26 protein-coding genes are annotated in these 25,040 nt (G+C 64.2%); 5 read left to right on the forward strand and 21 right to left on the reverse strand.

Annotated elements, in window-relative coordinates; all coding sequences use genetic code 11:
• Nucleotides 1-90: 90 nt before the first annotated feature.
• Entirely contained in the window at nucleotides 91-1,605 is a 1,515-nt protein-coding gene (gene pdxR / locus NG898_RS09600) for a MocR-like pyridoxine biosynthesis transcription factor PdxR (protein ID WP_252692506.1), read from the forward strand.
• 62 nt (nucleotides 1,606-1,667) lie between these two features.
• Here pdxR and slmA read toward each other — a convergent pair whose 3' ends face one another.
• From slmA to argB, 3 genes are read right to left on the reverse strand one after another with little or no spacing between them, the layout of a single operon-like run.
• The gene (gene slmA / locus NG898_RS09605) at nucleotides 1,668-2,318 is read right to left on the reverse strand and encodes a nucleoid occlusion factor SlmA (RefSeq protein ID WP_252692103.1); all 651 of its coding nucleotides are present in this window, start codon (nucleotides 2,316-2,318) and stop codon (nucleotides 1,668-1,670) included.
• 45 nt (nucleotides 2,319-2,363) lie between these two features.
• Nucleotides 2,364-3,221 (reverse strand): HAD-IA family hydrolase, encoded by an 858-nt coding sequence (locus NG898_RS09610; RefSeq protein WP_252692104.1) that lies wholly within the window; start codon nucleotides 3,219-3,221, stop codon nucleotides 2,364-2,366.
• Entirely contained in the window at nucleotides 3,221-4,147 is a 927-nt protein-coding gene (gene argB / locus NG898_RS09615) for an acetylglutamate kinase (protein ID WP_092974093.1), read from the reverse strand. The genes NG898_RS09610 and argB overlap by 1 nt, the downstream gene beginning before the upstream one ends.
• Before the next feature lie 171 nt (nucleotides 4,148-4,318).
• Between argB and NG898_RS09620 the strand changes: the two genes are divergently transcribed.
• A complete protein-coding gene (locus NG898_RS09620) occupies nucleotides 4,319-4,912 on the forward strand; it encodes a sigma-70 family RNA polymerase sigma factor (protein ID WP_004628241.1) in 594 nt (197 codons plus the stop codon).
• Nucleotides 4,913-4,954: 42 nt separating this feature from the next.
• Entirely contained in the window at nucleotides 4,955-5,167 is a 213-nt protein-coding gene (locus NG898_RS09625) for a zf-HC2 domain-containing protein (protein ID WP_252692105.1), read from the forward strand.
• Between the two features lie 212 nt (nucleotides 5,168-5,379).
• Here NG898_RS09625 and NG898_RS09635 read toward each other — a convergent pair whose 3' ends face one another.
• The gene (locus NG898_RS09635) at nucleotides 5,380-5,601 is read right to left on the reverse strand and encodes a hypothetical protein (RefSeq protein ID WP_252692107.1); all 222 of its coding nucleotides are present in this window, start codon (nucleotides 5,599-5,601) and stop codon (nucleotides 5,380-5,382) included.
• A 46-nt stretch (nucleotides 5,602-5,647) separates the two neighbouring features.
• A complete protein-coding gene (locus tag NG898_RS09640) occupies nucleotides 5,648-6,142 on the reverse strand; it encodes a copper chaperone PCu(A)C (protein WP_092974493.1) in 495 nt (164 codons plus the stop codon).
• Between the two features lie 145 nt (nucleotides 6,143-6,287).
• Between NG898_RS09640 and NG898_RS09645 the strand changes: the two genes are divergently transcribed.
• Both NG898_RS09645 and NG898_RS09650 read left to right on the forward strand, forming a co-directional pair.
• Nucleotides 6,288-7,634 (forward strand): ATP-binding protein, encoded by a 1,347-nt coding sequence (locus NG898_RS09645; protein ID WP_252692108.1) that lies wholly within the window; start codon nucleotides 6,288-6,290, stop codon nucleotides 7,632-7,634.
• Nucleotides 7,635-7,682: 48 nt separating this feature from the next.
• Nucleotides 7,683-8,261, forward strand: coding sequence for a response regulator transcription factor (locus NG898_RS09650; protein ID WP_024977037.1), 579 nt, complete (start codon nucleotides 7,683-7,685; stop codon nucleotides 8,259-8,261).
• 32 nt (nucleotides 8,262-8,293) lie between these two features.
• On the opposite strand, the gene NG898_RS09655 is transcribed toward NG898_RS09650, so the two are convergent.
• The 16 genes from NG898_RS09655 to gatB all read right to left on the reverse strand — a co-directional run bounded on the left by NG898_RS09655 (nucleotide 8,294) and on the right by gatB (nucleotide 24,995).
• Nucleotides 8,294-8,497, reverse strand: a complete 204-nt coding sequence (locus NG898_RS09655; RefSeq protein ID WP_024977038.1) for a CsbD family protein — start codon at nucleotides 8,495-8,497, stop codon at nucleotides 8,294-8,296.
• A gap of 79 nt (nucleotides 8,498-8,576) precedes the next feature.
• Nucleotides 8,577-9,191: a hypothetical protein gene (locus NG898_RS09660; RefSeq protein ID WP_252692109.1), complete on the reverse strand. Its 615-nt coding sequence runs from the start codon at nucleotides 9,189-9,191 to the stop codon at nucleotides 8,577-8,579.
• A gap of 214 nt (nucleotides 9,192-9,405) precedes the next feature.
• Nucleotides 9,406-10,737: an ATP-dependent protease ATPase subunit HslU gene (gene hslU / locus NG898_RS09665; protein ID WP_024977040.1), complete on the reverse strand. Its 1,332-nt coding sequence runs from the start codon at nucleotides 10,735-10,737 to the stop codon at nucleotides 9,406-9,408.
• 27 nt (nucleotides 10,738-10,764) lie between these two features.
• On the reverse strand, nucleotides 10,765-11,301 hold the full coding sequence (gene hslV / locus NG898_RS09670) for an ATP-dependent protease subunit HslV (protein WP_252692110.1): 537 nt from the start codon (nucleotides 11,299-11,301) through the stop codon (nucleotides 10,765-10,767).
• A gap of 155 nt (nucleotides 11,302-11,456) precedes the next feature.
• On the reverse strand, nucleotides 11,457-13,058 hold the full coding sequence (locus NG898_RS09675; RefSeq protein WP_252692111.1) for an ABC transporter substrate-binding protein: 1,602 nt from the start codon (nucleotides 13,056-13,058) through the stop codon (nucleotides 11,457-11,459).
• A gap of 99 nt (nucleotides 13,059-13,157) precedes the next feature.
• Entirely contained in the window at nucleotides 13,158-14,465 is a 1,308-nt protein-coding gene (gene zigA, locus NG898_RS09680) for a zinc metallochaperone GTPase ZigA (protein ID WP_252692112.1), read from the reverse strand.
• Between the two features lie 86 nt (nucleotides 14,466-14,551).
• Nucleotides 14,552-14,971 (reverse strand): RNA polymerase-binding protein DksA, encoded by a 420-nt coding sequence (gene dksA / locus NG898_RS09685; RefSeq protein WP_024977044.1) that lies wholly within the window; start codon nucleotides 14,969-14,971, stop codon nucleotides 14,552-14,554.
• 421 nt (nucleotides 14,972-15,392) lie between these two features.
• Nucleotides 15,393-16,475 (reverse strand): CobW family GTP-binding protein, encoded by a 1,083-nt coding sequence (locus tag NG898_RS09690; RefSeq protein ID WP_252692113.1) that lies wholly within the window; start codon nucleotides 16,473-16,475, stop codon nucleotides 15,393-15,395.
• The gene (locus NG898_RS09695; RefSeq protein ID WP_252692114.1) at nucleotides 16,463-16,990 is read right to left on the reverse strand and encodes a Fur family transcriptional regulator; all 528 of its coding nucleotides are present in this window, start codon (nucleotides 16,988-16,990) and stop codon (nucleotides 16,463-16,465) included. Before NG898_RS09695 ends, NG898_RS09690 begins: the two co-directional genes overlap by 13 nt.
• Before the next feature lie 96 nt (nucleotides 16,991-17,086).
• The gene (locus NG898_RS09700; RefSeq protein WP_252692115.1) at nucleotides 17,087-18,325 is read right to left on the reverse strand and encodes a lactonase family protein; all 1,239 of its coding nucleotides are present in this window, start codon (nucleotides 18,323-18,325) and stop codon (nucleotides 17,087-17,089) included.
• A 12-nt stretch (nucleotides 18,326-18,337) separates the two neighbouring features.
• Nucleotides 18,338-19,864 carry an FAD-binding oxidoreductase gene (locus NG898_RS09705; protein ID WP_252692116.1) on the reverse strand — a complete coding sequence of 509 codons (1,527 nt, stop codon included), beginning with the start codon at nucleotides 19,862-19,864 and terminating at the stop codon, nucleotides 18,338-18,340.
• 132 nt (nucleotides 19,865-19,996) lie between these two features.
• Nucleotides 19,997-20,515, reverse strand: coding sequence for a metal-dependent hydrolase (locus NG898_RS09710; protein ID WP_252692117.1), 519 nt, complete (start codon nucleotides 20,513-20,515; stop codon nucleotides 19,997-19,999).
• Nucleotides 20,516-20,593: 78 nt separating this feature from the next.
• On the reverse strand, nucleotides 20,594-21,796 hold the full coding sequence (locus NG898_RS09715; protein WP_252692118.1) for a class I SAM-dependent rRNA methyltransferase: 1,203 nt from the start codon (nucleotides 21,794-21,796) through the stop codon (nucleotides 20,594-20,596).
• 36 nt (nucleotides 21,797-21,832) lie between these two features.
• The gene (xerC, locus tag NG898_RS09720; RefSeq protein ID WP_252692119.1) at nucleotides 21,833-22,819 is read right to left on the reverse strand and encodes a tyrosine recombinase XerC; all 987 of its coding nucleotides are present in this window, start codon (nucleotides 22,817-22,819) and stop codon (nucleotides 21,833-21,835) included.
• Nucleotides 22,820-22,833: 14 nt separating this feature from the next.
• Nucleotides 22,834-23,520, reverse strand: a complete 687-nt coding sequence (locus NG898_RS09725; protein ID WP_252692507.1) for a DUF484 family protein — start codon at nucleotides 23,518-23,520, stop codon at nucleotides 22,834-22,836.
• Nucleotides 23,521-23,528: 8 nt separating this feature from the next.
• Entirely contained in the window at nucleotides 23,529-24,995 is a 1,467-nt protein-coding gene (gene gatB, locus NG898_RS09730; RefSeq protein ID WP_252692120.1) for an Asp-tRNA(Asn)/Glu-tRNA(Gln) amidotransferase subunit GatB, read from the reverse strand.
• Nucleotides 24,996-25,040 lie beyond the last annotated feature (45 nt).

The raw sequence follows: 25,040 nt of genomic DNA on the forward strand, positions 1-25,040 counted from the left end.
TACAATAAGACCCAATCAGGTTTTTCTTTTGGAACCACTTTGGCTCCATCGCGCACCATGGCCGATCACTCACCCACCCACCGCGCCAGCATGCTGGTGGACTACCTGCAACGCCGCTTCGACCGTGCAGAGCCGGGCGGCGAGCCCGACCATCGTCGCCTGTACCGCGTGTTGCAGGAAGGCATCCTGCGCGACGAGCTGCAGCCGGGCACGCGCCTGCCGTCATCGCGACAGTTGGCTACCGAGCTGGGCATTGCGCGCAACACGGTCATCCACGTCTATGAGCAGCTTGGCGTGGAAGGCTATGTGTCGGCGGGCGTGGGCAGCGGCACCTTCGTCGCTGATACCGCACCAGACCGGCTGGACGCTGCCCCCGCACCGGCTGCAGCGGTTGCCGCGGTGGCGCCCGAGCCGATCACAGAAGCGGCCACGCCGTCTGCGCCGATGCTCTCAACGCGCGGCCGTGCGCTGGTGCGCGATGCAGGTGCCAGCTCGCGCCAATGGGGCGCCTTCATGCCGGGCGTGCCGGAGGTGCGGATGTTTCCGGCGCGCATCTGGTCGCGCCTGCACAACCGGCTGCTGCGCAAGCCTTCACCCGCGCTGCTGACGTATCCGGTTGGCGCCGGCTACCTTCCTCTGCGTACCGCGCTGGCCGATTACCTGCGCACCGCGCGTGGCGTGCGCTGCGAGCCCGAGCAAATCATCATCACCGCAGGCATTCACCCGTCGCTCCAGCTCATCGCCCAACTGCTGTGCGACGCCGGCGACAGCGCATGGATCGAAGACCCCGGCTACTGGGGCGTGCGCAGCGTACTCACCGCTGCGGGCGTGCGCACCGTGCCACTGCCGGTGGACGACGAAGGCATGCGCTTTGACATCCCCACGCGCGGGCGTCAGCGCAGCAAGCCGCCGAAGCTCATGGTGGTCTCGCCCTCGCACCAATATCCGCTCGGCTCGGTGATGAGCCTGGCGCGGCGCCGCGCGCTGCTGGCCACCGCCCATGCAACCGATGCATGGATCGTCGAAGACGACTACGACAGCGAATTCCGCTACGGCAGCCGCCCGCTGCCCTCACTGCAAGGGCTGGATGAAGGCGGGCGCGTGCTCTACATGGGCACGTTCTCGAAAGTACTGTTCCCCAGTTTGCGGATCGGCTATCTGGTCGTGCCGCCCGCGCTGGCCGATGCGTTTACGACGGGGCTGTCGGAGATGTTCCGCGGCGGCCAGATTCTCACGCAGGCCGTGCTGGCAGACTTCATTGCGGAGGGCCATTTCGTCTCTCACATCCGGCGCATGCGTGGTGTGTATGCCGAACGGCGCGAGACGCTGCTGGCGTCCATCGCCCAGGAGTTTGGCGACGCGCTGCCCGTGCATGACGGCGCGTCGGGCTTGCATCTCGTGCTGGGCTTGCCGGCCGGCACCAACGATGTGGCCGTTGCTGATCTGGCACTCGCCAATGACGTCGTCACGCGCCCGCTCTCACGCTATTACCAGGACGATGCGCGTCGCCTGCCGGGGCTGCTGCTCGGCTACGGCCATGTGGAAACCGAGCAGATTGCGACGCGGTTTCATACGTTGGCGAAGGCGGTGCGCACCATCGGCTGACCCACGCTGCACGCGACAAAAAAGCCCCGCATCGCGGGGCTTTTACTTGGGACGAAGCACGCTCAGGCCAACAGCACTCGCAACTGCGCATCCGCACCTTCCACCGGCGACTTCCGGAAGCCGCTCTTGGCGTACCGATGCCAGCGCCCCAGCACCGCACATACCACCAAGTTGGCACGCGAAGCGATGTCGGCATCCGCCGGCCAGGCCCCCTGCGTGACCGCCATGCGCAGACTCTGCTTGAGCGACGCTTCAATGCGATCCAGACACTGCGCCATGCGCTCGGGCAGGCGCTCGTCTTCGCCGACCAGCGCATCGCCCACAAGCACGCGCGTCATGCCCGGATTCTTGTCGGCAAACGACAGCAGCATGTGCGCGATGGCATGCGCCTGACGCAGGCCGTGTTCCTCACGCAAGGTGATCTGGTTGATGAGGCCGAAGACGGTCTGCTCTATGAATTCGATCAGCCCTTCGAACATCTGCGCCTTGCTGGCGAAGTGGCGATACAGCGCCGCTTCGGAGACATCTAGCCGTGCAGCCAAGCCCGCAGTTGTGATCTTTTCACCACGCGGATGCTCGAGCATGCTGGCAAGCGTCTGCAGAATCTGCACACGGCGCTCGCCCGGGCGGGGGCGTTTGCGTACTGGCAGTGCTTCTATGGCGACGTCCGCGACCGGCTCGGCGGTCGGAAACTCCGTTTGCGCGTTGCTCATGACTTCCTGGCCCCTCTCCCGTTCCGAGCGCGGAGTTACCACTGCCTAGCCGCGTCGAACAAGCCTTCGTTTTAGTTGAAGCACCGATTTTACTTTCACGCTCACATAGCCGGGCCGGTTGGCGAACAAAATCGGTGTGGCAGCCGGTTGATGTGGTGAATTTGCACGCGCGCCCACCGCTGACGCTTGCATTGGATGCAATGCGTCGGCAGCGGAAGTTGGCAGCACGCCGGGCGGCACGCGCCGCAGATAGCCCGTCACCCATACCGTGCCGATCCCCAGGCGCCGATAGCGTTTGAGGTGAGAAAGCGTGTCTTCGACGAGGATGGCGCGCGATGGCGCAATACGTTCGCGCGCCAGCAAGCGGCGCAGCATCAGCGGGTCGGGCTTCGGACGCAGGCGCCGGTGCACCCACATGTGTTCGACGGCAATTTCGCGTAGGAACGCGCGCTTCAGCCCAATGAGCCGCAGCACCTCGCGCGCGTAAGCGGCCGGCGCGTTGGTCAGCAAAATCTTGCGCCCCGGCAGGGCGCGCAGCAATTGGGCGAGGCCGCGCTCCGCGCGCACCATGGCGCGAAGGTCTTCAAAGCGGTGGGCCTCGGCAAGAAAATCATCGGGGTCGACGCCGTGATGGCGGACCATGCCCAGAATCGTGGCGCCATAGCGGCGCCAATAATCCACGCGCACCTGGCTGGCGGTGGCGTCATCCGTGCCGAGCACGCGGGCCACGTACGCCGTCATCAGCCGGTTGATCTGCGGAAAGATCGCGTGCGATGCGTGGTGGAGAGTGTTGTCGAGGTCGAACAGCCAGACCGGCTGCCGGGCGGGTGGGGAGCCCGCCGGCACCTCGCGCGGGAAGGCGCGCGCAGCATGGCGCACCCGCACCGCCCGAGTGGTTCGCATCAGTGCGAGCGGATCATCGTGCCGAACGCCTGTTCGGTCAGGATTTCCAGCAGCAGCGAGTGCTCGATACGGCCATCGACGATGTGCACCGAGTTCACGCCGCTCTTGGCAGCATCCAGCGCCGACGAGATCTTCGGCAGCATGCCGCCTGAGATCGTGCCATCGGCAAACAGCTCGTCGATCTCGCGCGCCGACAGATCGGTCAGCAGGTTGCCCTGTTTGTCCATCACGCCCGGAATGTTGGTCATCATGACCAGCTTCTCGGCCTTCAGGATCTCGGCCATCTTGCCGGCCACGACGTCGGCATTGATGTTGTAGGCCTGGCCTTCGTCAGAGAAGCCGATGGGCGAAATGACAGGAATAAATGCATCGTCCTGCAGCGCTTTGACCACGGCCGGGTTGATCGTCTCGATGTCGCCCACGAAGCCGATGTCGATGAATTCGCCTGGGCGCTCGCGGTCCGGCATCTTCAGTTTCTTGGCGCGGATCAGGCCGCCGTCCTTGCCGGTCAGACCGACCGCCTGGCCGCCGTATTGGTTGATCAGCATGACGATGTCCTGCTGGACTTCGCCGCCAAGCACCCACTCGACCACTTCCATGGTCTCTTCATCGGTCACGCGCATGCCTTGGATGAAGGTGCCTTGCTTGCCGACCTTCTTCAGGGCTTCGTCGATTTGCGGACCGCCGCCGTGCACCACCACCGGGTTCATGCCGACCAGCTTGAGCAGGATCACGTCGCGCGCGAAGCCGTGCTTGAGCTTTTCCTCCGTCATGGCGTTGCCGCCGTACTTGATGACGATGGTCTTGCCGTGGAACTTGCGAATGTAAGGCAGGGCCTGCGCGAGAATTTCAGCCTTCAACGCCGGCGCAACGTGCGCGAGTTCGGGGGCGAGGCCAGCAGGGTCGGGGGCAGCAGAAGCGGTCATGACGGTGACATCCGGTTGGGCGGGTATGATGGAGCGCCGAATGTCGCGTGCTACAAAAACGAAGCAGCCCATTTTCGGCAGGCGCGATTTTACAAGAAAAGGCGCTACGGTCTGATAGCGCACCTTGCGTGCCCGCCATACCGTTGCCACGAAAGAACACCCTGGGGAAACATGGCCATCGCACCCGACCAACTCGACGCGCTGCGCCCTCACCTGCTGCGCTTTGCGCAACTGCAATTGCGTGACACGGCCCTGGCTGAAGACACGGTGGCCGACACCATCCTGGCGGTGCTCGAACACCCGGAGCGTTTTGCCGGCAACGCCTCCCTCAAGACGTACGTGATCGGCATACTCAAGCACAAAATCATCGATGCGATCCGCTCAGGGCGTCGCGAAGTGCGCGTCTCGCTGCTTGCGGGCGGTGAATCCGACGAAGCCGGCATGCGTTCCGACGAGGCCGTCTTCGACAGCCTATTCGCAGCCGACGGTCACTACACGAGCCCGCCGTCCGATTGGGGGGACCCCGATGCCGCGCTGTCACGACGCGAGTTCTTCGACGTGCTGCAGATGTGCGTCGATCGCCTGCCCCCGCGCGTTGGCCGCGTGTTCATGATGCGCGAGTGGCTGGAGCTGGAAACCGACGAAATCTGTCAGGAATTGCAGATCACCGCGACCAATGCCTGGGCACTGCTTTACCGTGCCCGCATGCGCCTGCGCGAGTGCCTTGACCTGCACTGGTTCGGCAATCAGCCCGCCGCCGCCTGAATCGCCCGTAAGCGCACCCAAGCCGCATCACAGAGAACAACCATGCCGAACCGCTGGGGACTGCCCACCTGCAAAGAAGCCCACCGCATGCTGGTGTCGAAGATGGACCGCGACCTGTCCACAGGCGAGCGGCTACGCCTGCGCGTGCATCTGTTTGCCTGCGATGCGTGTACGCGGTTCTCGCACCAGATGGGGTTTCTGCGTCAAGCGATGCACAAGCTCGGGCAAGACGATGACGGGAGCAGCGCAGCGTGACCCCGTGGGCCGCCAACGCCGTATGTGCAATCTGCGGCGCAGAATTGCGCTGCGGAGCCATCGGCGATGGCACGCAGCCCGACACAACATGCTGGTGCATGACCGAAGAAACGCTGCCCGCCAGCGCGCGGCGCCCGGGACAGGGCTGCCGCTGCCAGCGTTGCCTGCGCGAAGCGATTGCGCAGGCAAAGGCAGCGCCTGAAGCGAGTTGATCAGTCTTTGTCTTTGCTGTCGTCGTCGAGCGTGCGCAGTGCGCGGCGGACGTCGGCGCGCCCGCGCTGGCGTTCAGCGTGGCCGCCTTCGGTATGGGCGCCGGCTTTACGGCCGCGCGCGAGCGGCACGAGAAGGTTGCGCGGGCGCGCCGTGCCGGCCTTCGTTGATGGCTCGATGCGGAACGTCAGTTTCTGGCGAGTGCCCAGTGTCTTGTTAGCCATGGGAATGCGTCCTTGCGTGGCTTGAAGCGACACTCGCCGCAAGCCATCAATGTTTGTGTTCGCCGCCGTGGTTCATGGCGGGCATGTTGCCGGCGGTCAGGTCGCGCACGCGGGCCTCGACCTTTTGCTCGACGACGCGCTTGTCGGCCAGCTCCACCTTGAGCGTGAGCGGCACGGTGGTGTCCTTCACCAGCGGTTGTTTCAGGTTCATCAACATCACGTGGTAGCCGCCCGGCTTGAGCTGCACCGTCTGGCCCTTGGGCAGGTCCAGCGAGGGCATCGCGCGCATACGCATCACGTCACCCTCCATCTTCATCTCGTGGATCTCGGCCGTGCCGGCCACGGGCGTCGACACGCCCACCACCTTGGCACCGTCGGCCGATTGCAGCGTCATGAACGCGCCGCTGGATGTCTGGCCCGGCACCGTGCCGCGCACCCAGGCGTCCTGCACCGTGACCTGTGCGAAAGCGGCGGCGCTTGCGAGCAGGCCTGCAGTAAGCACAGCCAAGCAAGCGGAAGAACGGATCGATCGGGACGTCATCATCAAGGGCTCCTGTCGGGGACAAACGTGCTGCGCATTAAAGCACAGCGTCTGTGGGGAGATAGGTTGGGTGCACAATTGTGCGGCTGATTGACGCATCGCCGCACGGAGAACCGCGCGGTGCGCACGTTTACACTTGCCCACCATGCTTTCCACCCTGTCTCTTGCCGCGCCACTGCTGGACGCTTCCAGTCTACGCCGCCTCTTTTGGCTGCGATGGAGCCTCCTGGCCACCCAACTGGTCCTGATGCTGCTCGCGCCGCTGGTATTTGGCGTGCAACTGCCGGTGGTGCCGCTGCTGAGCGTGATGGGGCTGCATGCGCTGTTTAACCTGCTCACCGGATGGCGGGTGCGGCGCAACCGGCCCGTGCAGCATATCGAGATCACCGTTCAATTGCTGGTGGACCTGACCGCGCTATCCGCCCTGCTGTATTTCACGGGTGGCGCGACCAACCCGTTCGTCTCGTTTTATCTCCCGGCACTGGCGATTGCCGCGGCCATGCTGCCGATTGCACACGTGGTCGGCCTGACGCTGTATGCGCTGGCCGCCTACAGCATGATGCTCGGCAACTACATCCCGCTGAAGCTGGCGAACCAGGCCGATGCGGTGGCGTATCACCTGGCTGGCATGTGGATCGATTTCGTGGCCAGCAGCGCGATGATCGCCGGCTTTACGGCACGGCTCTCTGCCGCGCTGCGCGAGAGCGAAGCGCAGCTGACCGAAGCGCGCGAACGGCTGCTGCGCGAGCAACGCATCGAAGCCCTGATGTCGCAAGGCGCGAGCGTGGCGCACGAGATGGGTACGCCGCTGTCCACCGTGGCCGTCATCGCCGGCGAGCTGCAGCACGACGCAAAGCAGCCCGATTCCCCGCTCGGCCCGTACCGCGAAGACCTGCGCGCCATCGAACAGCAACTCGAACTGTGCCGCGCAGCCCTCGCGCGGCTGCAGCGCAAGCCCAACGACGGCGCGCCCGAGCCACTCGGCCAATGGCTACCGGATTTCACGCAGACGTGGCAACTGCGGCATCCGGACATTCGCCTGCACACGGAGACGTCGCCGGCGGCACAGGCGGTCGAATTGGATGCAGTGAGCGTCGGCCAGATCCTTACCATCCTGCTGGACAACGCAGCTCGCAGCCAGCAGCACGCCGGGCGCGATCTGGTACCGCTGCTGCTGACGGCCAAGATCGACGCCAACCCGGACATCCTCCGCGATATGCCGCCGCAGATCGTGCTGTCCATCGTCGATACGGGGTTGGGTTTGCCGGAAGACCTGCGGACGTCGCTCGGCCGCACACCGGTGCCCAGCCGCCACGGGGGTCACGGGATCGGGCTGTATCTGGCCTCCACCACGGCGCGCCGCCTGGGTGGTACCGTGGTGCTCCGTCCAAACCCGCCGCAAGGCGCCATTGCCGAACTCCGACTGCCGGTTGGCGGTCCGATGGAACACGCGGCCGCCCCCATCATTGGCGCGCCCACCCTCTTCACATAACGAGACGGCCTGACGCAGCCCCGCGCACGTACGGCCCCGGAGAACACCATGCAGCAGCCCGCCCCCTTTCTGATCCTTGATGACGACGACGTCTTTGCGCAGACGCTGGCGCGCGCGCTCACCCGTCGCGGCTTTGCTCCGCAGATCGCGCACACGGGGGGGGAAGCGTTGGCCCTCGCACGCCAGACGCGCTTTTCGTATGTCACTGTCGATCTGCATCTGGCCGCAAGCGACAAGGGCCTGATGCCCCATGGCGGCACGGATTCGGGTCTGCATTGGATAGCCCCACTGCGCCAGGCACTGCCCGACGCGCGCATGCTGATCCTCACGGGCTACGCAAGCATTGCCACCGCCGTGCAGGCGGTCAAGTTGGGGGCTGACGAATACCTGGCCAAGCCAGCCAATGTCGATTCGATTCTGCTGGCGCTGCAAGTGGGCGTGTCTGAAGCCGTGGCGGAGCAGACGATGGAAAACCCCGCGCCGCTGTCGGTCGCGCGGCTGGAGTGGGAACACATCCAGCGCGTGCTGGCCGAGCACGGCGGCAATATTTCCGCCACCGCGCGGGCCCTGAACATGCATCGGCGCACACTGCAACGCAAGCTGGGCAAGCGGCCGGTCGCCAAATAGACGCCCGCGCGTAAGGCTACATCAGCGCTGCATCACCAACGGGTGTCGCGCTCCCATGCCTTGAGCTCGTCTTCGGCGCGTTCCTTCGTATAGCCGTAGCGCTCCTGGATCTTGCCGGCGAGCTGGTCGCGCTTGCCGCGGATCACGGTCAGGTCATCGTCGGTGAGCTGGCCCCACTTCTCCTTGACCTTGCCCTTGGCCTGATCCCATTTACCTTCGATCTGATCCCAGTTCATACGTCCTCCGTTGCGATTGTGAGATTGAGACAAAGCAGGGGCGACCCGCAGGCCGCCCGTGTAGGCACTTCCGTACGGCTTACTTCTTGAACTTGGCGGCGACGTCGTTCTGGCACTTCGTCTTGGCATCGCCGGACATGGCGTCGCAGCGCTCCTTGGCGGCCTTGTAATTGGCGTCATTGGTGTCCTTGACGGCATCGCGGCGCGCTTCGCTGACATCCTTGGCATTGCCAGTGGCCTTGGCGTGGCTCACCTCGTCGCCACCCTTGGCACGCGTGTAGGCGGCCTTGGCGTCCTTTACGCAGGTGTCCTTCTCGTTGCCCTTCATGGCATCGCACTTCGTCTTAGCGACGTCGTAGTCGGCTTCGGCCTTTTCCTTGGCGGCGCGGTTGCGGGCGGCCTCAGTGCCATCGCGCTCCACCATCGCATTGGCCTTGGCAACGTTGTAATCGCCCTTGGCCTGCGCACGGCAGACGTCGTGGTCATTGCCCTTCATCGCGTCGCACTTGTCCTTGGCGGCTTTGTAATTGGCATCGGCTTGCTTGACGGCACTGTCGTAAGCGGCACGCTTGGCATCGTTCGGTGCCGAAGCACCGGCGGGGCCGGTTGGCGCGGGCGTGAGCTGGGCGTGGGCGATGCCCAACGGGGCGCAGGCAAGCACGCAACACAGGGCCAGGCGTTGGATCGGTTTCATACGCTTCTCTCCTTGTCGTGGTTGGAATCGCGCACGCCAGGTGCGCGGCGCGCATTGTCTGTGCGGCACCACCTTCTTCAGCAGATAACGGACCTGATCACGCACGATCCTGAGCAAATCCTTGCCAGGCTTGGCTTGGCGGGTGCCCAAACAAAACGGGCCGCATCGTCTCCGATGCGGCCCGCAGGACATATGGAATGCGTTGCTTACACGCTTACAGCACGTAGCGCGACAGATCTTCGTTGCCAGACAGCTCGTTCAAGCGCTCGTCGACGTACGCAGCGTCGATGGTCACGGTCTCGCCGGACGATTTGTGTGCGTGGAACGACAGATCTTCAAGCAGCCGCTCCATCACCGTGTACAAACGGCGTGCGCCGATGTTCTCGACCTTTTCGTTGACCGAACATGCGATCTCGGCCAACCGACGGATACCGTCTTCGGCAAACACAAGATCGACACCCTCCGTCTTCAGGAGCGCCTGATATTGCTTGGTGAGGCTCGCGTCGGTCTGCGTGAGAATCGCGCGGAAATCTTCCACCGACAGCGAATCCAGCTCCACGCGAATCGGGAAGCGGCCCTGCAATTCAGGAATCAGGTCGCTCGGCTTGGACAGATGGAACGCGCCTGACGCAATAAACAGGATGTGATCCGTCTTGATCATCCCGTACTTGGTGTTGACGGTCGTACCTTCCACCAACGGCAGCAAGTCGCGCTGCACGCCCTGGCGCGATACCTCGCCGCCGCCGTATTCGCTGCGGCTGGCGATCTTGTCGATCTCGTCCAGGAACACGATGCCGTTTTGCTCAACGTTGGCCACCGCCTTCTGCTTCAGCTCGTCTTCGTTCACGAGCTTTGCGGCCTCTTCGTCGATCAACAGCTTGAAGGCTTCCTTCACCTTCATCTTGCGACGGTTCTTCTTGCCCTGACCCAGGCCCGCGAACATCGAGCGGATCTGCTCGGTCATGTCTTCCATGCCGGGCGGGCCCATGATGTCCATGCTCGGCGTGCCAGCCGACACTTCCAGTTCGATTTCCTTGTCGTCGAGCTGGCCTTCGCGCAGCTTCTTGCGGAAGGTCTGCCGCGCGGTCGAGTCCTTCTCTTCCGGCTGCGCAAAACCGATGTCGCGCGGCGGCGGGATCAGGACGTCGAGAATGCGATCTTCGGCCGCATCTTCGGCCTTGGCGCGCACCTTCTTCATCTCGGATTCGCGCGTCTGCTTGACGGCCATCTCGGCCAGATCGCGCACGATGGTGTCGACATCGCGGCCGACGTAGCCCACCTCGGTGAACTTGGTCGCCTCGATCTTGATGAACGGTGCGTCGGCCAGCTTGGCCAGGCGGCGGGCGATCTCGGTTTTGCCAACACCGGTCGGGCCGATCATCAAAATGTTCTTGGGCGTGATTTCCTGGCGCAGCGGGTCTCCCACCTGCTGGCGGCGCCAACGGTTGCGCAGCGCCACGGCCACAGCCTTCTTGGCCTTGTGCTGGCCGATGATGTGCTTATCGAGTTCGGAGACGATTTCTGACGGCGTCATGGTTTCAGACATGGGAATCCTGTCGATGAAGGCGTTCGATTATTCGAGCGTCTCGATCACGAAATTGGTGTTGGTATAAATGCAGAGTTCGCCAGCGATGCGCAGCGATTTCTCCACCACATCGCGCGGAGCGAGGTCGGTGTTCTCCATGAGCGCCTTGGCAGCCGATTGTGCATACGAGCCGCCCGAGCCGATGGCAGCGATACCGCCTTCCGGGTCGAGCACATCGCCGTTGCCGGTGATGACAAGCGTGGCTTCGCGGTCTGCGACGATCAGCATCGCCTCAAGGTGGCGCAGGGCGCGATCGGTGCGCCAGTCCTTGGCCAGGTCGACAGCGGAGCGCAGCAGGTTGCCCTGATGCTTCTGCAACTTGGCCTCGAAACGATCCAGCAGGGAGAAGGCGTCAGCGGTGGCGCCTGCAAAGCCAACCAGCACCTTGCCATCGTGGATGGCGCGCACTTTGCGGGCCGAGCCTTTCATCACGATATTGCCCAGCGTGACCTGGCCGTCGCCGCCGAGCGCGACTTGGTTGCCGCGCCGCACGCTGACGATGGTGGTGCCGTGATACTGTTCCATGCGCTTGTTCCTAGGGGTCCGGCTTGGCGCGGCCCCCAGCGGGCCGGCCAAAGAACTTCATACTTGACGCCAGCCCCGAGGATTTCAAGCCTGATTTCCGTCAGAACGCACACTTTTTGTGCGCCGAAAATCGCTTTTTGGCGGATCCTTACGCCTCAGTGCGTCACATCGAACGCGTAGGTGCGCTCATCCAGACGCGGTATCACCGTGTAGCCCTTGCGGGCCGCCCACACGTTGATATTGAAGTAGAGCGGAATCACGCCGTAATCGCGCATGCCGATTTCCGTGGCTTCCTGCAGCAGCCTCTCGCGCTTGCTGTCATCCAAGGTCTGCAGGGCTTCGGCCAGCTTGGCGTCAAGCGCCGGATTCGAATAGCGCCCACGATTGGACGCGCCCCAACCGCGCGCCGGATCATAGGTGGCCAGCAGCGCCTTCAGGCTCGAACTGGCTTCGCCGGTATCCGCGCCCCAGCCAGCCTGCAGAAACGAAAAGTCCAGCTTGTTCGCCCGCGTGAAGAACGACGCTGACGGCAGCGTCTCGACCCTGGTGGCAATGCCCACCCGCGAAAGCATCGAAGCGATCACCTGTGCGACGCGGTCATCGTTCGGATAGCGGTTGTTGGTGGCATGCAGCGTGATGGCAAAGCCATCGGGGTAGCCGGCCTGGGCAAGCAGTTTCTTCGCTGCAGCCGGGTCTGCCACCGGTGCCTTCAGGCCTGGGACGTGGCCGAACAGCGCGCTGTTGACAAGTTGGCCAGTGGGCTCGGCAGCGCCTTCCATTACGCGGTCGACGATGGCTTGGCGTGAAATCGCCAGCGAGATCGCCTCGCGCACGCGTGGATCCTTGAGCGGGTTCTTTGATAGCGGCTTCCCGGCCTTGTCGGTCACGAACGGCGACACGTCGCGGTTCGAATCCATGTGCAGATACATCATGCGGAACACCGGCATCTTGAACACCGTCACCGCAGGGTTGGTCGACAGCTTCTTGATGTCCGAGCTCGGCACGTTCTCGATGACCTGCACATCGCCCGCCAGGAGCGCTGCCACGCGCGGTGCGTCGGCCGTCAGGATGCGAAGCGTCACGTGCTGCCATTGCGGCTTCTTGCCCCAGTAGCCATCAAAGCGCGTGAGCTCCACCCGATCGCCGCGGTTGAAGGAGACGAACTTGTACGGCCCCGTTCCGATCATGGCGCGGCCATTGTTGAAATCGTCCGCGCCGGCTTTTTCGACGGCCTTCTTCGACACCATGTAGACGGTCGACAAATCGTTCGGCACCAGCGGATATGGTCCGTTCGTGGTGATGCGCACGGTCAGCTTGTCGACCGCCGTCACGTCCTTGAAACCACGCGTGTAGATCGTGAACGGCGATGGGCTGTTCTTGATGGTGGCCGGGCGCGCCAGCGAATAGACGACGTCGGCCGAGGTGAATTCGCTGCCGTCATGGAAATGCACGCCAGGGCGCAGCTTGATCTCCCATACCGTATCGCTCAGAGCCTTCCATGACGTGGCGAGGCCCGGCTTGAGACGCATCTTCTCGTCCTTGGCGATCAGCGCCTCGAACATATGCTCGGCCACGTTCGAATTGGGCGTGACGTTGTGGAAGTGCGGATCGAGCGAAGTGATGTCGCTCGATAGCCCAATCACCAACGTGGATGCCGGCTGGGCATGCGCCGCAATCGGCGTGAGCGCCGAGAGCGTCGTGGCAAAAGACAGCGCAGCGACCAGGTTGGCGGCGCGCAGCAGACGCAGGACCGACATGACGACTCCCCGTGGTTTATGACGAAAGCAAAACGTTCGGGGATTGTCGGGACCGGACGACGCCGGTGTCAACGTCGATGAAGCAGGGGGTCTGCGCGCTCAGTGATGGTGCCCGCAGTCGCAGTCGTCACCGTGTTGGTGATCGTGGTCGTCGTCCCACTCCGTGTCGTCGTGGTCGTCGTAGGCCCAGGCGGGGAAGGGATCGGCCAGCGCGACCCATGCTTCGGGTCCGGCAGCCATCTCGGCGTCGGTCAGAAGGCAGGCATCGAGCTGCGCAGTGAGCGCGGCTTCATCCAGATCGGTACCGATGAAGACCAATTCCTGGCGGCGATCGCCCCAGCGCGCGGGCGCACCGTTGTCGTGCATCTTGTCGGAAATGTCTGCGCGGGCTTCTTCCTCGTCGGGCCATTCGGCTTCATCCACCGCTGCCCACCATGCAACGGCACCGCCGTGACGCATCACGCCGCCAGCCTGGCCCCAACTGCCCGCTGTCTCCATGCGCGAGGCCAGCCAGAAATAACCTTTCGAGCGCAGCACGCGACCGTGTTCGCGCAGCCATTCGGTATGCATCAGATCCCACAGGCGCTGCGGGTGAAACGGCACGCGGCGGCGATAGACGAAGCTGCGGATGCCAAGCGCTTCGGTCTCGGGAACGTGTTCGCCGCGGAGCTCCGCCAGCCACGCCGGCGCAGCGGATGCGGCATCGAAATCGAAACGATGCGTATTGAGGATCTCGTCCAGCGGCACCTTGCCGAACGATGCCGGCACGATGCGCGCGCGCGGGTTCAGCGAGTGCAGGATGCCGGCCAGGCGCGCGCGCTCGGCATCGCTCACGAGGTCGATCTTGTTGAGCACAATCACGTCGCAAAACTCGACCTGTTCGATCAGCAAGTCCACGACGGTGCGGTCGTCATCTTCGTCCCGCGCCTGGCCGCGGTCGGCCAGAAAATCGGCGGCATCGTAATCGACCAGGAAGTGCTGGGCATCGACCACGGTGACCATGGTGTCCAGGCGCGCGAGGTCGGACAGCACCTCGCCGTGCTCGTCTTCAAACGTGAAGGTCTCGGCAATCGGCAGCGGCTCGGCCACGCCGGTTGATTCGATCAGCAGATAGTCGAAGCGGTCTTCACGGGCCAGGCGAGCGATCTCGTCGAGCAGGTCTTCGCGCAGCGTGCAGCAAATGCAGCCGTTGGACAGTTCCACCATGCGTTCGTCGGTGCGCGAAAGCTGCGCGCTGGTGGCCGTGCCATCGCCCACGAGCTGCGCGTCGATGTTGACGTCCGACAGGTCGTTGACGATCACGGCGACGCGCTTGCCCTCGCGGTTGGCGAGCACGTGATTGAGCAGCGTGGTCTTGCCGGCGCCCAGGAAGCCAGACAGCACGGTAACGGGAAGCGGACGGGACATGATCAGTGGCCTCAGTTTGTGGCCAAACAAAGCAAACAGCCCGGTGAGTTACCGGGCTGCAAATTTAACCAAATGCGACGCGCGCGTCAGTCACCCATCAACTTCTGGCGCTTTTCGCGGCGCTCTTGCGCCTCCAGCGTCAGCGTGGCCGTCGGACGAGCAAGCAAGCGCGGAATGCCAATCGGCTCGCCGGTTTCGTCGCAATAGCCGTAGTCGTTGGCATCGATGCGGGCGATCGACTGTTCAACCTTCTTGAGCAGCTTGCGCTCACGATCGCGCGTGCGCAGCTCCAGCGCGTGCTCCTCTTCGATGGTGGCACGGTCAGCCGGGTCCGGCACGATCACCGTCTCACGCAGGTGCTCGGTGGTCTGGTTGGCGTTCGCGAGAATTTCATCGCGCATTTTTACAAGCCGGTCCTTGAAGAAGGCGAGCTGCGCCTCGTTCATGTAATCCTTGTCGCTCATCTTCAGGATTTCGGCTTCGGTGAGTAGTTTCTTGCTGCTCATGGTTGCTGCAGATGATCCTGGTAAGTCGCGCGCCGTCTCGGCTGTCGCGTCGTCCTTGCGCGGGGATGCGCCGGACTCATTCTGGCTTGCGGCGGACTTGCCGCCCCGCGCGCCTCCTTTTGCCTCTCCCGCAGCGGCGCCCCCTGCCGCTTTTTTTCGGGTGGCTGGCGCAGCCTGGGCTGCTGCCGACTCCGTTTCGGACCGCCCGGCACCGCCGTTGGCGCCGCGTCCTTCCTTGGTCTTAGTCACCATCGCCTGCTCTCCTATCGGACGTGCTTCGGACGACGTGCTTCTAAATCGACCTATTGTAGCTGAACGATATTAACCGAACTATCGGAGAAACACGGACACAAAATCCGGCCCGGATTCTGCCTGAAACCGCGCGGCGGGGCCACCCAAAAGGAGGGAAAAAGCGCCGGAATCAGGCCAGGCAGTTCTCCAATCCTTTCAGAATCGTTTCGCGCGGCAGGTCCACACCGATGAACACCATGCGGTTGGAAGGGGTCTCGCCGTCCCATTTGCCCCCCACGTCGCTGCCCATGAGCTGGTGCACGCCCTGAAACACGACCTTGCGGTCGACGCCTTCCATATACAGCACGCCTTTGTAGCGCAGCAGCTTCTCGCCGTAGATATTCAGCACGCCGGAGAGAAATTCCTCCAGCTTGGTGTAATTGAACGGCCGTTCGCTACGGAAGACGAACGAGGCGATGCGGTCCGTGTGGTGCGCATGGCCGTGGTGATGGTGGCGACCGTGGCCATGTTGATGGCCATGATCGTGATCGTGGTCGCAGTCGGCCGAGCAAGCGTGGTCGTGATCATGCTCGTGGTGATGGTCATGATCGTCTTCGCGCAGGAAGTCGGGATCGATCTCCAGCTTGGCGTTCAGATTGAAGCCGCGCAGGTCAAAAATGGTGTCGATCGGCGTCTCACCAAAATTGGCGGTGCGGATCGGCGCGCGCGGATTCATATGTAGCAGGCGGTGGCGCAGTGCATCCACATCGTCGGCGGAAACCAGATCGCTCTTGGTGATGAAGATGGCATCGGCAAAGCCCACTTGGCGCTGCGCTTCTTCCTGCTTGTCGAGCTGCATGTTGCCGTGCTTGGCGTCGACCAGCGTGATGACGGCATCCAGCAGGTAGCGGCTGGCGATCTCGTCGTCCATGAAGAACGTCTGCGCGACGGGGCCGGGGTTGGCCACACCGGTGGTCTCGATGACCACGCGGTCAAACTGGAGCTGGCCGTTGTCGCGGCGGGTGAGCAGGTCCGACAACCCCTTCACCAGATCGCCGCGGATCGTGCAACAAATGCAACCGTTGCTCATCTGCACGATCTGCTCGTTGCCGTCCTGCACGAGGATGTCGTTGTCGATGTTCTCTTCGCCGAACTCGTTTTCGATCACGGCGATCTTCATGCCGTGCTGTTCGGTCAGGATGCGCTTGAGCAGCGTGGTCTTACCGCTGCCGAGAAAGCCCGTCAGGATGGTGACCGGGATCATTTTGGACATGGTGCGTTTCCTGTCTTGTGATGGATCGCCAGATGCGCGCAATCCGCGCAGGCGCCCTTGATGGTGAGTTCAGCATGGTCGGCCGCGAAGCCGGCGGGCAGGCCGGCCTTCGGCATGGCCGGCGGCTCGGCGCCTTCCAGGCAGAAGTCGCGCCCGCATTGCGTGCAGTGGAAGTGGCTGTGCGAGCGGTGCGCCGCTTCGCGCGCGGCGTCGTGCTCGGCAAGGCTGAAGCGGAAGACACGATCCGCCCCCGCCGTCTTGTGGACGATGCCGCCTGCCACGAGCCAGTCGAGCACGCGGTAGACCGTCACACGGTCGATGCCCGAATCGTCGGGCAGCGCGTCGCACACGGCTTGGTGCGAGAGCGGATCGGCGCCCTGCATCAGCACGGCAAGCACGCGTACCCGGGGCTCGGTCACGCGGCTACCCAGGCCACGCAGGCGTGCGCGGGCAGCCTCTTCAGGCGAATGGGATTGCGAAGTGGCGAGATCGTCGCGCGTGGGCCGGCTGTTCATGCGCGGGATTGTCCCACGGGGCGCGGGTTGCTGCAATTGAGTTGCAATTGGGCGGCCTTACGCCGCCCGGGGTTTCTTTTCGCGCTTCGATACCGCTTATGCCGCGAACACCAGGCACACCGGCGTCGACACCTTCGCCACCACCGTGGGCTGATCCAGCTTGCCGGTTTGTCCGTCGATGCGCAGCCTCAGGATGGTGTCGCCCTTCTGGTTGAGCACGTAGAGGTGGTTGCCGTCGGGCGCCATCGTCATCGCGCGCGGGAAGTGCACAGCTTCGCTCCAGTACTGAAGCGGCGCGAGCTTGCCCGAGGCGTCAATGCTGAATGCGGCCACGCTGTCGGCAAGCGCGTGATCCGACTTCAGCTTCCGGTTGCTGGCGTAGAGGAACCGCCCCGACGGATGCATCAGCAGTTCGGCGCCGCTCTTCTGGCCGGTGTAGTCGGCAGGGGTGGTAGAGATGCGTTGGCGCTCTTCCTGCACGTGGCCGGTGGCGGGGTCGTAACCGTGGCAGGCGACTGAGCCCTCGAGTTCATTGATGACGTAGAGCAGCTTGCCTTGCGGATGCAGTGCCAGGTGGCGAGGGCCGCTGCCGGGCTTGAGCTGCGCGCGATCCCGCGGGGCAAGCTTGCCGCCCTCGATCGCAAACACGTTGATGCGATCGGTGCCCAGGTCGGTGCCGATCACGTGCTGGCCGGTGGTATCGAACAGCATCATGTGCGCGTGCGGCGCTTCCTGTTCGGGGCGGGGGCCGGAGCCGGTGTCCTTGAAGATGCCGGTGACGGTGCCGAGCTTGCCGTCCTCGCCGATCGGCAGGACGTTGTAGGCGCCGCCGCTGTAGATCGATACGCACAGGTGCTTGCCGTCCGGCGACACGACCACATGCGCGGGGTTCGTGCCCGACAAAGACAGCGGCTGGCGGTTGAGCAGCGTCAGCTTGCCGTCGCGCGGATCGATCGCATACGCCTCGGCACTGCCGTTCGGGCGGCCCTCGTAGACCTCCAGTTCATTGATGGCGTACAGGAATCGCTGATTCGGGTGCACGGCCAGGAACGACGGATTGGCACTTTCGACCACCTGCACGTGCGTCCACGCATCGCCGCGCGGCGCCAGCACGTAGATGCCGCGAGCAGCCGGGCCGCCGGCAGTGCCGCCCGGTGCGTTGAACGTGTAGGTACCGACATAGGCGAAACGAGGAGGGCGCGCATTGCCCGCAGGCTGCACACCCGACGCAGCGGTTTGCTCGCCCGCCTGGGCCATGACGGTTTTGGGAAGAGCGCCCAGCAAAGGCAAGCTACCAGTCCACTGCATGAAAGTTCGACGAAGACGATTGGTCATGGGATGGCTCCATCAAACACGCACGGACATCGCGTGGTGGAAGATGTTGTTCGGATCATACCGGTGCTTCACATCCTGCAGAAACGCGTACAGGTCGCCGCTGCCGTAGTACAGCTGAGGCCAAAACGGGTAGGCCAGCATGTCGACATCGGGGTAGTTGATGTAGCAGCCCTCGTACCGGTCGCCGGGGTATGGCGTGCCGCTGTGCGGCGCGGGCACGTCTGGCGCGCCGTAGACGTCGCGATAGAAATCGCCGATCCAGCGCAGGTGGCCGGCATCGTCGGCGGCAGACGTCCAGTACGTCTGGTATTGCAGCTTCATGATCGACGCCCGCTGTGGCACAGCCGTATCGCCAATGCGCTCGGCCTTGTTGACGGCGCCGCCGTACGAATCGACTTGCAGCAGCGATTGGCTCAGATCGACGCCCGGCATCGTCCGCGTGAGGTGGGCGTAAATGCGTTGCGCCTCGCGCGCCGTGAAGCCGCGTTTCATATAGGCCGACTTGTACTTGCCGCGCTGATTGGCACCCGAGCCGTTCAGGTACTGGGTGGCCGTCAGCCAGTCGTACTGCACGATGGTGTGCGGCTTGGAGCAGAGCAGCTGCCCCACACCCTGCTTGTGCGCGGGGCCGTAGCCGGGCGGGCGTCCCTTGACCGGCGTCGGCGCGCAAGCCTGGAAGCGGCTCAGAAAATCATTGAGGACGGAGAGATCGCGACACGTGCCATCAGGGTTGCAGAACTGCGTGAGCAGCACGATCTGCCCCGACGATTTGTGTGTGAGTTTGAGCAAGGAGAACATGCCCCACGTGTCGGGATCCTTGCCGCGCGTCTCCCAGTATTCGCCGTAGATGCGCAGCAGTTCAGCAAAGCGCTGCGGCGTCATGGTGGCCCAGTCGAAGGCCATGGTGGCGAGCGCCACTTCCTGCGGTGCCGCCGGCAGCTTGGCGAACGTGTAGCCCGTGATGACGCCGAAGTTGCCGCCACCAGCGCCGCGGCAGGCACGGAACAGATCCGGATCGTGCGCTGCATCCACCGTGCGGGCAGCCGCCTTGCCGGTCTTGTCCACGGTGACGATATCCACAGCCGAGAGCCAATCCACCGTCAGCCCTTGCAGCCGCGAAAGCAGTCCATAACCGCCGCCGCAAATATGCCCGCCTGCGCCCACCGAGTAGCACGAGCCGCCGGGCAGCGTCACGTTGTGGCGCTTGTACAGCTCCAGGTAGCCGTTCCAGTTCTGCGTACCGGCCGGAATGCGCACCGAACCGTCGGCGCGCACCTCGGGCGTGGCGAGCAGGCTCAGGTCGACGATCGTGCCGTCCGGGTTGTTGGAGACGAAATCTTCGTAGCAATGCCCGCCGCTGCGCACCGTCGGGCGCTGGCCTGCGTTGATGATGCGTTGCACGGCGGGGGCCACATCGTCGGGCTTTTCTATGAGAGCGATGCGGCTGGCGGCCTGCGCATCCGTCGAGGGCCAGCGCAGGTTGAAGCCGTGTTTGAGCGTGTTGTAGCGAGGGTCTTGGCGCGTCACATCCAGTGTCATCGACGACTCCCGGTGAGGGCGTTTGCGCAAGCGTTGCGCAAACGAAGTTGGATACGGACGCGTGGCGTCCGGCGGTTCCAACTTAGTCGTTCGCGGACCCGGCTTCCATCAGACAATGCCGAGACGCTGGGCTCATCGCGCATGGTGGGCGAGCCATCCAACCACCCGGGTTGCCGTCGCGGCCCACAACGGCCGCACCAGCCAGCATGCCGCGGCCCAGGCCAGGATCACCACGATCAGATCGCAGCGGCCGCTTTTCCACAAGTTCAGGGAATGGCGCCCCCAGATCCAGGGCACGCCCAACGGATTGGGCCAATCCGCGAACAGGTGCATCAGCCCGCCGCAAGCGAAACCGAACAGCAACGGCGCCCACAGATGGCCGTGGCCCAGCGCCTGATATGACAAAACAAGCACCGCCACCCAGCCAATGCCCCAGTGGGTGGCGGTGCGGTGCGTGATCCAGAGGCGGCGAGCACGCGTCCACCAGGCGACCTCCATCCAGTCAGGCGCGGTGCTGCCGGCAACCGCCGCGCAAAACGCCAGGATGCTGCCGAGATGTTCGAGAGACGTATGGGAAGCCTGCGCGACGGCGGCGGCGGCAATCAGACCTGCCGCCCAGCCCGTCGCATGGTGGGCAGCATTGGAAGCCATGCACGTGATGCGGAAGACGAAGGACCGCATCTTCGCAATGGAGGCTTGCCGGGACAAGCCAAAAATTGCGACAAATTGCTAGCCGATCTGGAGCAGGAGCCCTTTGAGGTATTCGCCTTCCGGGAAGCTCGTCAGCAGCGGATGGTCCACGCCGCCAGCAAGCCGACGCTGGATGCGTGCCGTCACCTTGGCATCGGCGGCCGCGCCCGCGACGATCTTTTGAAACAGGTCAGCATCGATCGCACCCGAGCACGAATACGTAAACAGCAGACCGCCCGGGCGCAGCAACTGCATGCCGACCAGGTTGATCTCCTTGTACGCCCGTGCCGCGCGATCGACCTGCTGCGCCGACGCCGCAAACTTGGGCGGGTCCAGCACGATCAGGTCGAACTGACGGCCTTCTGCGCGGAAATTGCGCAGCGACTTGAAGACATCCGCATCCAACCACTCGGCACGCGTCGGATCGAAGCCGTTGAGCGCAACGTTGCGCTCGGCCACCGCCAGCGCCTCACCCGACGAGTCGATCGACACCACCGAGCGTGCCCCGCCCTTCAGCGCCGCCAGCGAAAAGCCACCGGTGTAGCAGAAGCAGTTGAGCACATCGCGGTCCTTGGCCAGCGCGCCGACGAGCGCACGGTTGTCACGCTGGTCCACGTAGAAGCCGGTCTTATGGCCCTCGCGCACGTCCACGTAATAGCGGACGCCGTGCTCAGTGGCGGACAGATCGGCGGGCGGCTCGGCGCCAGCCAGCACACCGGTCATCTGCTCCAGGCCTTCGCGCTCGCGCACGCTCACGTCGGAACGTTCGTACACGTTCGGGCAGCCCGTCTCTTTGATGAGCGCGGCAACGATCGCTTGCTTCCAGTGCTCCACGCCCGCTGCGCTGAACTGGCAGACGAGCTGGCCCCCGTTACCATCCTCGCCCGTGCCGTATTGGTCGACGATCAAGCCAGGCAGGCCGTCGGCTTCGCCCATGACGAGGCGCACGGCGTCGGTGTCGTGCACCCACGCGCGGCGGTACGCCACGGCGGCGGCAATGCGGCGTTTGAAGAACGCGTGATCGATGGGCTCGGCTTCATCAAAGCTCCACACGCGGGCGCGAATCTGCGAGACGGGGCTGAACGCGGCGCGCGCCAGAAACTGGCCGTTATGCGCGCGCACGATGACGGTCGTGCCGGAGGCGGGCTTGCCTTCCACGCGATCGATGGCGTTGGCGAAAATCCACGGGTGCCGGCGCAGCAACGAGCGCTCCTTGCCGGGCTTGAGAATCAGGGTTTGCATACGACTGGGATGGTTCGCCCGGGAAAGCGGGCAGCGCTACTTCTTCTTCGCGCGGGGATGCGCCTGATCGTAGATCTTGGCCAGGTGCTGAAAATCGAGCGAAGTATAAACCTGCGTGCTGGCGATGCTGGCGTGGCCGAGCAGTTCCTGCACCGCACGCAAATCGCCCGACGACTGCAGCATGTGCGTGGCAAACGAATGCCGCAGCACGTGCGGATGCACATCCGCCGGCACTCCTGCCGCGATGGCGTTGCGCTTCATGCGCAATTGAATCTGCCGCTGCGCCAAGCGCTTGCCCCGCGGCGAGAGAAACAGCGCGTGCGCGTCTTCAGGTGCCGGGTCCGGCTTGGCAAGCTGCGCGCGCACCGCCAGCCACGCAGCCAGCGCTTCCGCCGCCTTGGTGCCCACCGGCACGGTGCGCCGCTTGCTGCCCTTGCCGAGCACCTGCACCTCGCGCGCCTCCAGATCGAGCCAGCTCGCCGATTCATACTCGCCGGCCTTCACGTGCCGCATATCCAGGCTGACCAGTTCGGACAGCCGCAGCCCGCACGAATAGAACAGCTCGTTGACGGCACGGTCACGAATCGTCTCGGCATCGTCGCCAGGCAGTTGCTCCATCAGCGCGACAGCTTGCTCAACGGACAACGCTTTCGGCAGCCGCTTCGGGCTTTTCGGCGCACGCACGCCGTCGACCGGGTTGGCGGTGACAGCGGCATCGCGCAGCGCCATCCATTTGAACCAGCCGCGCCATGCCGACAGCGCCCGCGCAATGCTGCGGCCCGACAAGCCATCGCCATGCAGTTGCGCCATCATGCGGCGAATTTGGTGCGACTGCAGTTGCGTGAGATCGACGTTGGCGGCGTGCTGCGCGCCGAGGCGCTGCAGCACGGCCAGCTCGCGGGTGTAGCTCTCGAGCGTGTGCGGGGAGAGCTGCCGCTCGAACTTCAGTGCGTCAAGGTACGCCGCAATCTGCGGATGCGGCGCCTGAGCGCCATGGTCATCGGTGGATGCAGATTGCGGCATGCGGCGGGCTGCGCTCAGTCTCGCAGGCGGTTGAGCGTGGCAGCGGCCAGTTCGCCGATTTGCGCGAGGTAAGTCGTGCCCATGCCGTCATGGAAGCGACGGGCGTCCGGCGAGCCAAGCACCAACAGGCCGAATGCCGGCGCAGCGCTGACATCGGCATCGCCCCGCACGGGCACGCGCAGTGTCACGATGGCGAGCGATTCGATGGGCTCGCCGCTGTCCGACGTATCGAGCCAGCCGGCTGCCTCAAAACCAGCGTTGGCGCCGCAATACGGCGCGCGCAGGCCGGCCGCAAACAGGCGCACTTCTTCGCTTACGCCCTGCGCGACTTCCAGGTGCGCAAATTCTTCGCCGACCTGCCACACGCGCAGCGCCACGGCCGGCACGTCGAAGATTTCTCGCAGGCCATCCTGCACGGCATACGGCAGCGCATGCGTGTCGGCCTCGCCCAGCAGGCGCGTCGTCCAGGCGTGCACGCGCTGCTGCGTGCGGTCGTTCTCGTTGCCGTGGCGCATCAGGTCCGACAGCTTGAGCTCGAGGTGCTTGTTCTTGTCGCGCAGGATTTCCATCTGGCGCTCCTGCAGCGACACGGCGCGGTGGCTGTGCGGGCTGGTGAGCTGGACGGCAGCCAGCAGCTCCGCATGCTCTTCAAAGAAGGCCGGATGCGCCTGCAGGTAGTTGGCGACGTCTTGTGCGTTCATGGTGCTCATCAGGCTGCGCCCAGTTTTTTCTTCAGCAAATCGTTCACCTGCGCGGGGTTGGCCTTGCCGCGCGTGGCCTTCATGGCCTGACCCACCAGCGCGTTGAATGCCTTCTCCTTGCCGGCGCGGAATTCCTCGACCGACTTGGCATTGGCTGCCAGCACGTCGTCGATGATCTTCTCCAGCTCGCCTGAATCCGACATCTGCTTCAGGCCCTTCTCGGCGATGATCGCGTCGGCATCGGCGCCGTGCTCGCCGGCCCACATGGCCGGGAACACGTCCTTCTTGGCGGTGTTGTTGCTGATCGTGCCGTCGGCAATGCGCGCGAGCAGCTTGGCGAGCTGAGCTGGCTTGACCGGCGCAGCATCGATGTCCAGATCGGCGCGGTTCAGGTTCGAGGCGACCTCGCCCATGATCCAGTTGGCGGCAGCCTTGGCGTTCGCGGCACCGGCATCGGCCACAACCGCTTCAAAGTACGCAGCCGTCGCCTTGGTGGCGGTGAGGATGCTGGCGTCATACTTCGGCAGACCGTAAGCCGACTCGAAGCGCACAGCCATGGCAGCCGGCAGTTCGGGCAGCGTGGCGCGCACGCGCTCGACCCAGTCGTCGCCGATCACCAGCGGCAGCAGGTCGGGGTCGGGGAAGTAGCGGTAATCCTGCGCGTCTTCCTTGCTGCGCATCGAACGCGTTTCCTTGCGATCCGGATCGTACAGGCGGGTTTCCTGCACCACGGTGCCGCCGTCTTCGATCAGTTCGATCTGGCGGCGCACCTCGTAGTTGATCGCCTCTTCCAGGAAGCGGAACGAGTTGAGGTTCTTGATTTCGCAACGCGTGCCGAACGGCGCATCCGGGCCCCGGCGCACCGACACGTTCGCGTCGCAGCGGAAGCTGCCTTCCTGCATGTTGCCGTCGCAGATGCCCAGCCACATCACCAGCGCGTGCAGCGCCTTGGCATAGGCCACGGCTTCGGCCGCGCTGCGCATGTCGGGCTCGGTCACGATTTCCAGCAGCGGTGTGCCGGCGCGGTTCAGGTCGATGCCGGTCATGCCGGCAAAGTCTTCGTGCAGCGATTTGCCCGCATCTTCTTCCAGGTGCGCACGCGTGAGTTGCACGGTCTTCTCATAGCCGGGCTGGCCGTTCTTGCCTTCCACCTGGATGGTCAGCGTGCCGCCCTGCACCACCGGAATCTCGTACTGGCTGATCTGGTAGCCCTTGGGCAGATCGGGGTAGAAGTAATTTTTGCGTGCAAAGATGCTCTTGGGCGCGATCTTGGCGCCGATGGCCAGACCGAACACGATGGCGCGCTCAACGGCACCTTTGTTCAGCACCGGCAGCACGCCTGGCAGCGCCAAGTCAACGGGTGCCGCTTGCGTGTTGGGCGCCGCGCCAAAGGCGGTGGAGGCGCCAGAGAAAATCTTCGAGACCGTCGAGAGCTGCGTGTGCGTCTCGAGGCCGATCACCACTTCCCATTGCATGTTGCGTGTGTCCTGTCGATTGTTGTGGTGTGAATGTCTAGGTAC

This window comes from Ralstonia mojiangensis (assembly GCF_023955645.1).
Taxonomy (GTDB): domain Bacteria; phylum Pseudomonadota; class Gammaproteobacteria; order Burkholderiales; family Burkholderiaceae; genus Ralstonia; species Ralstonia mojiangensis.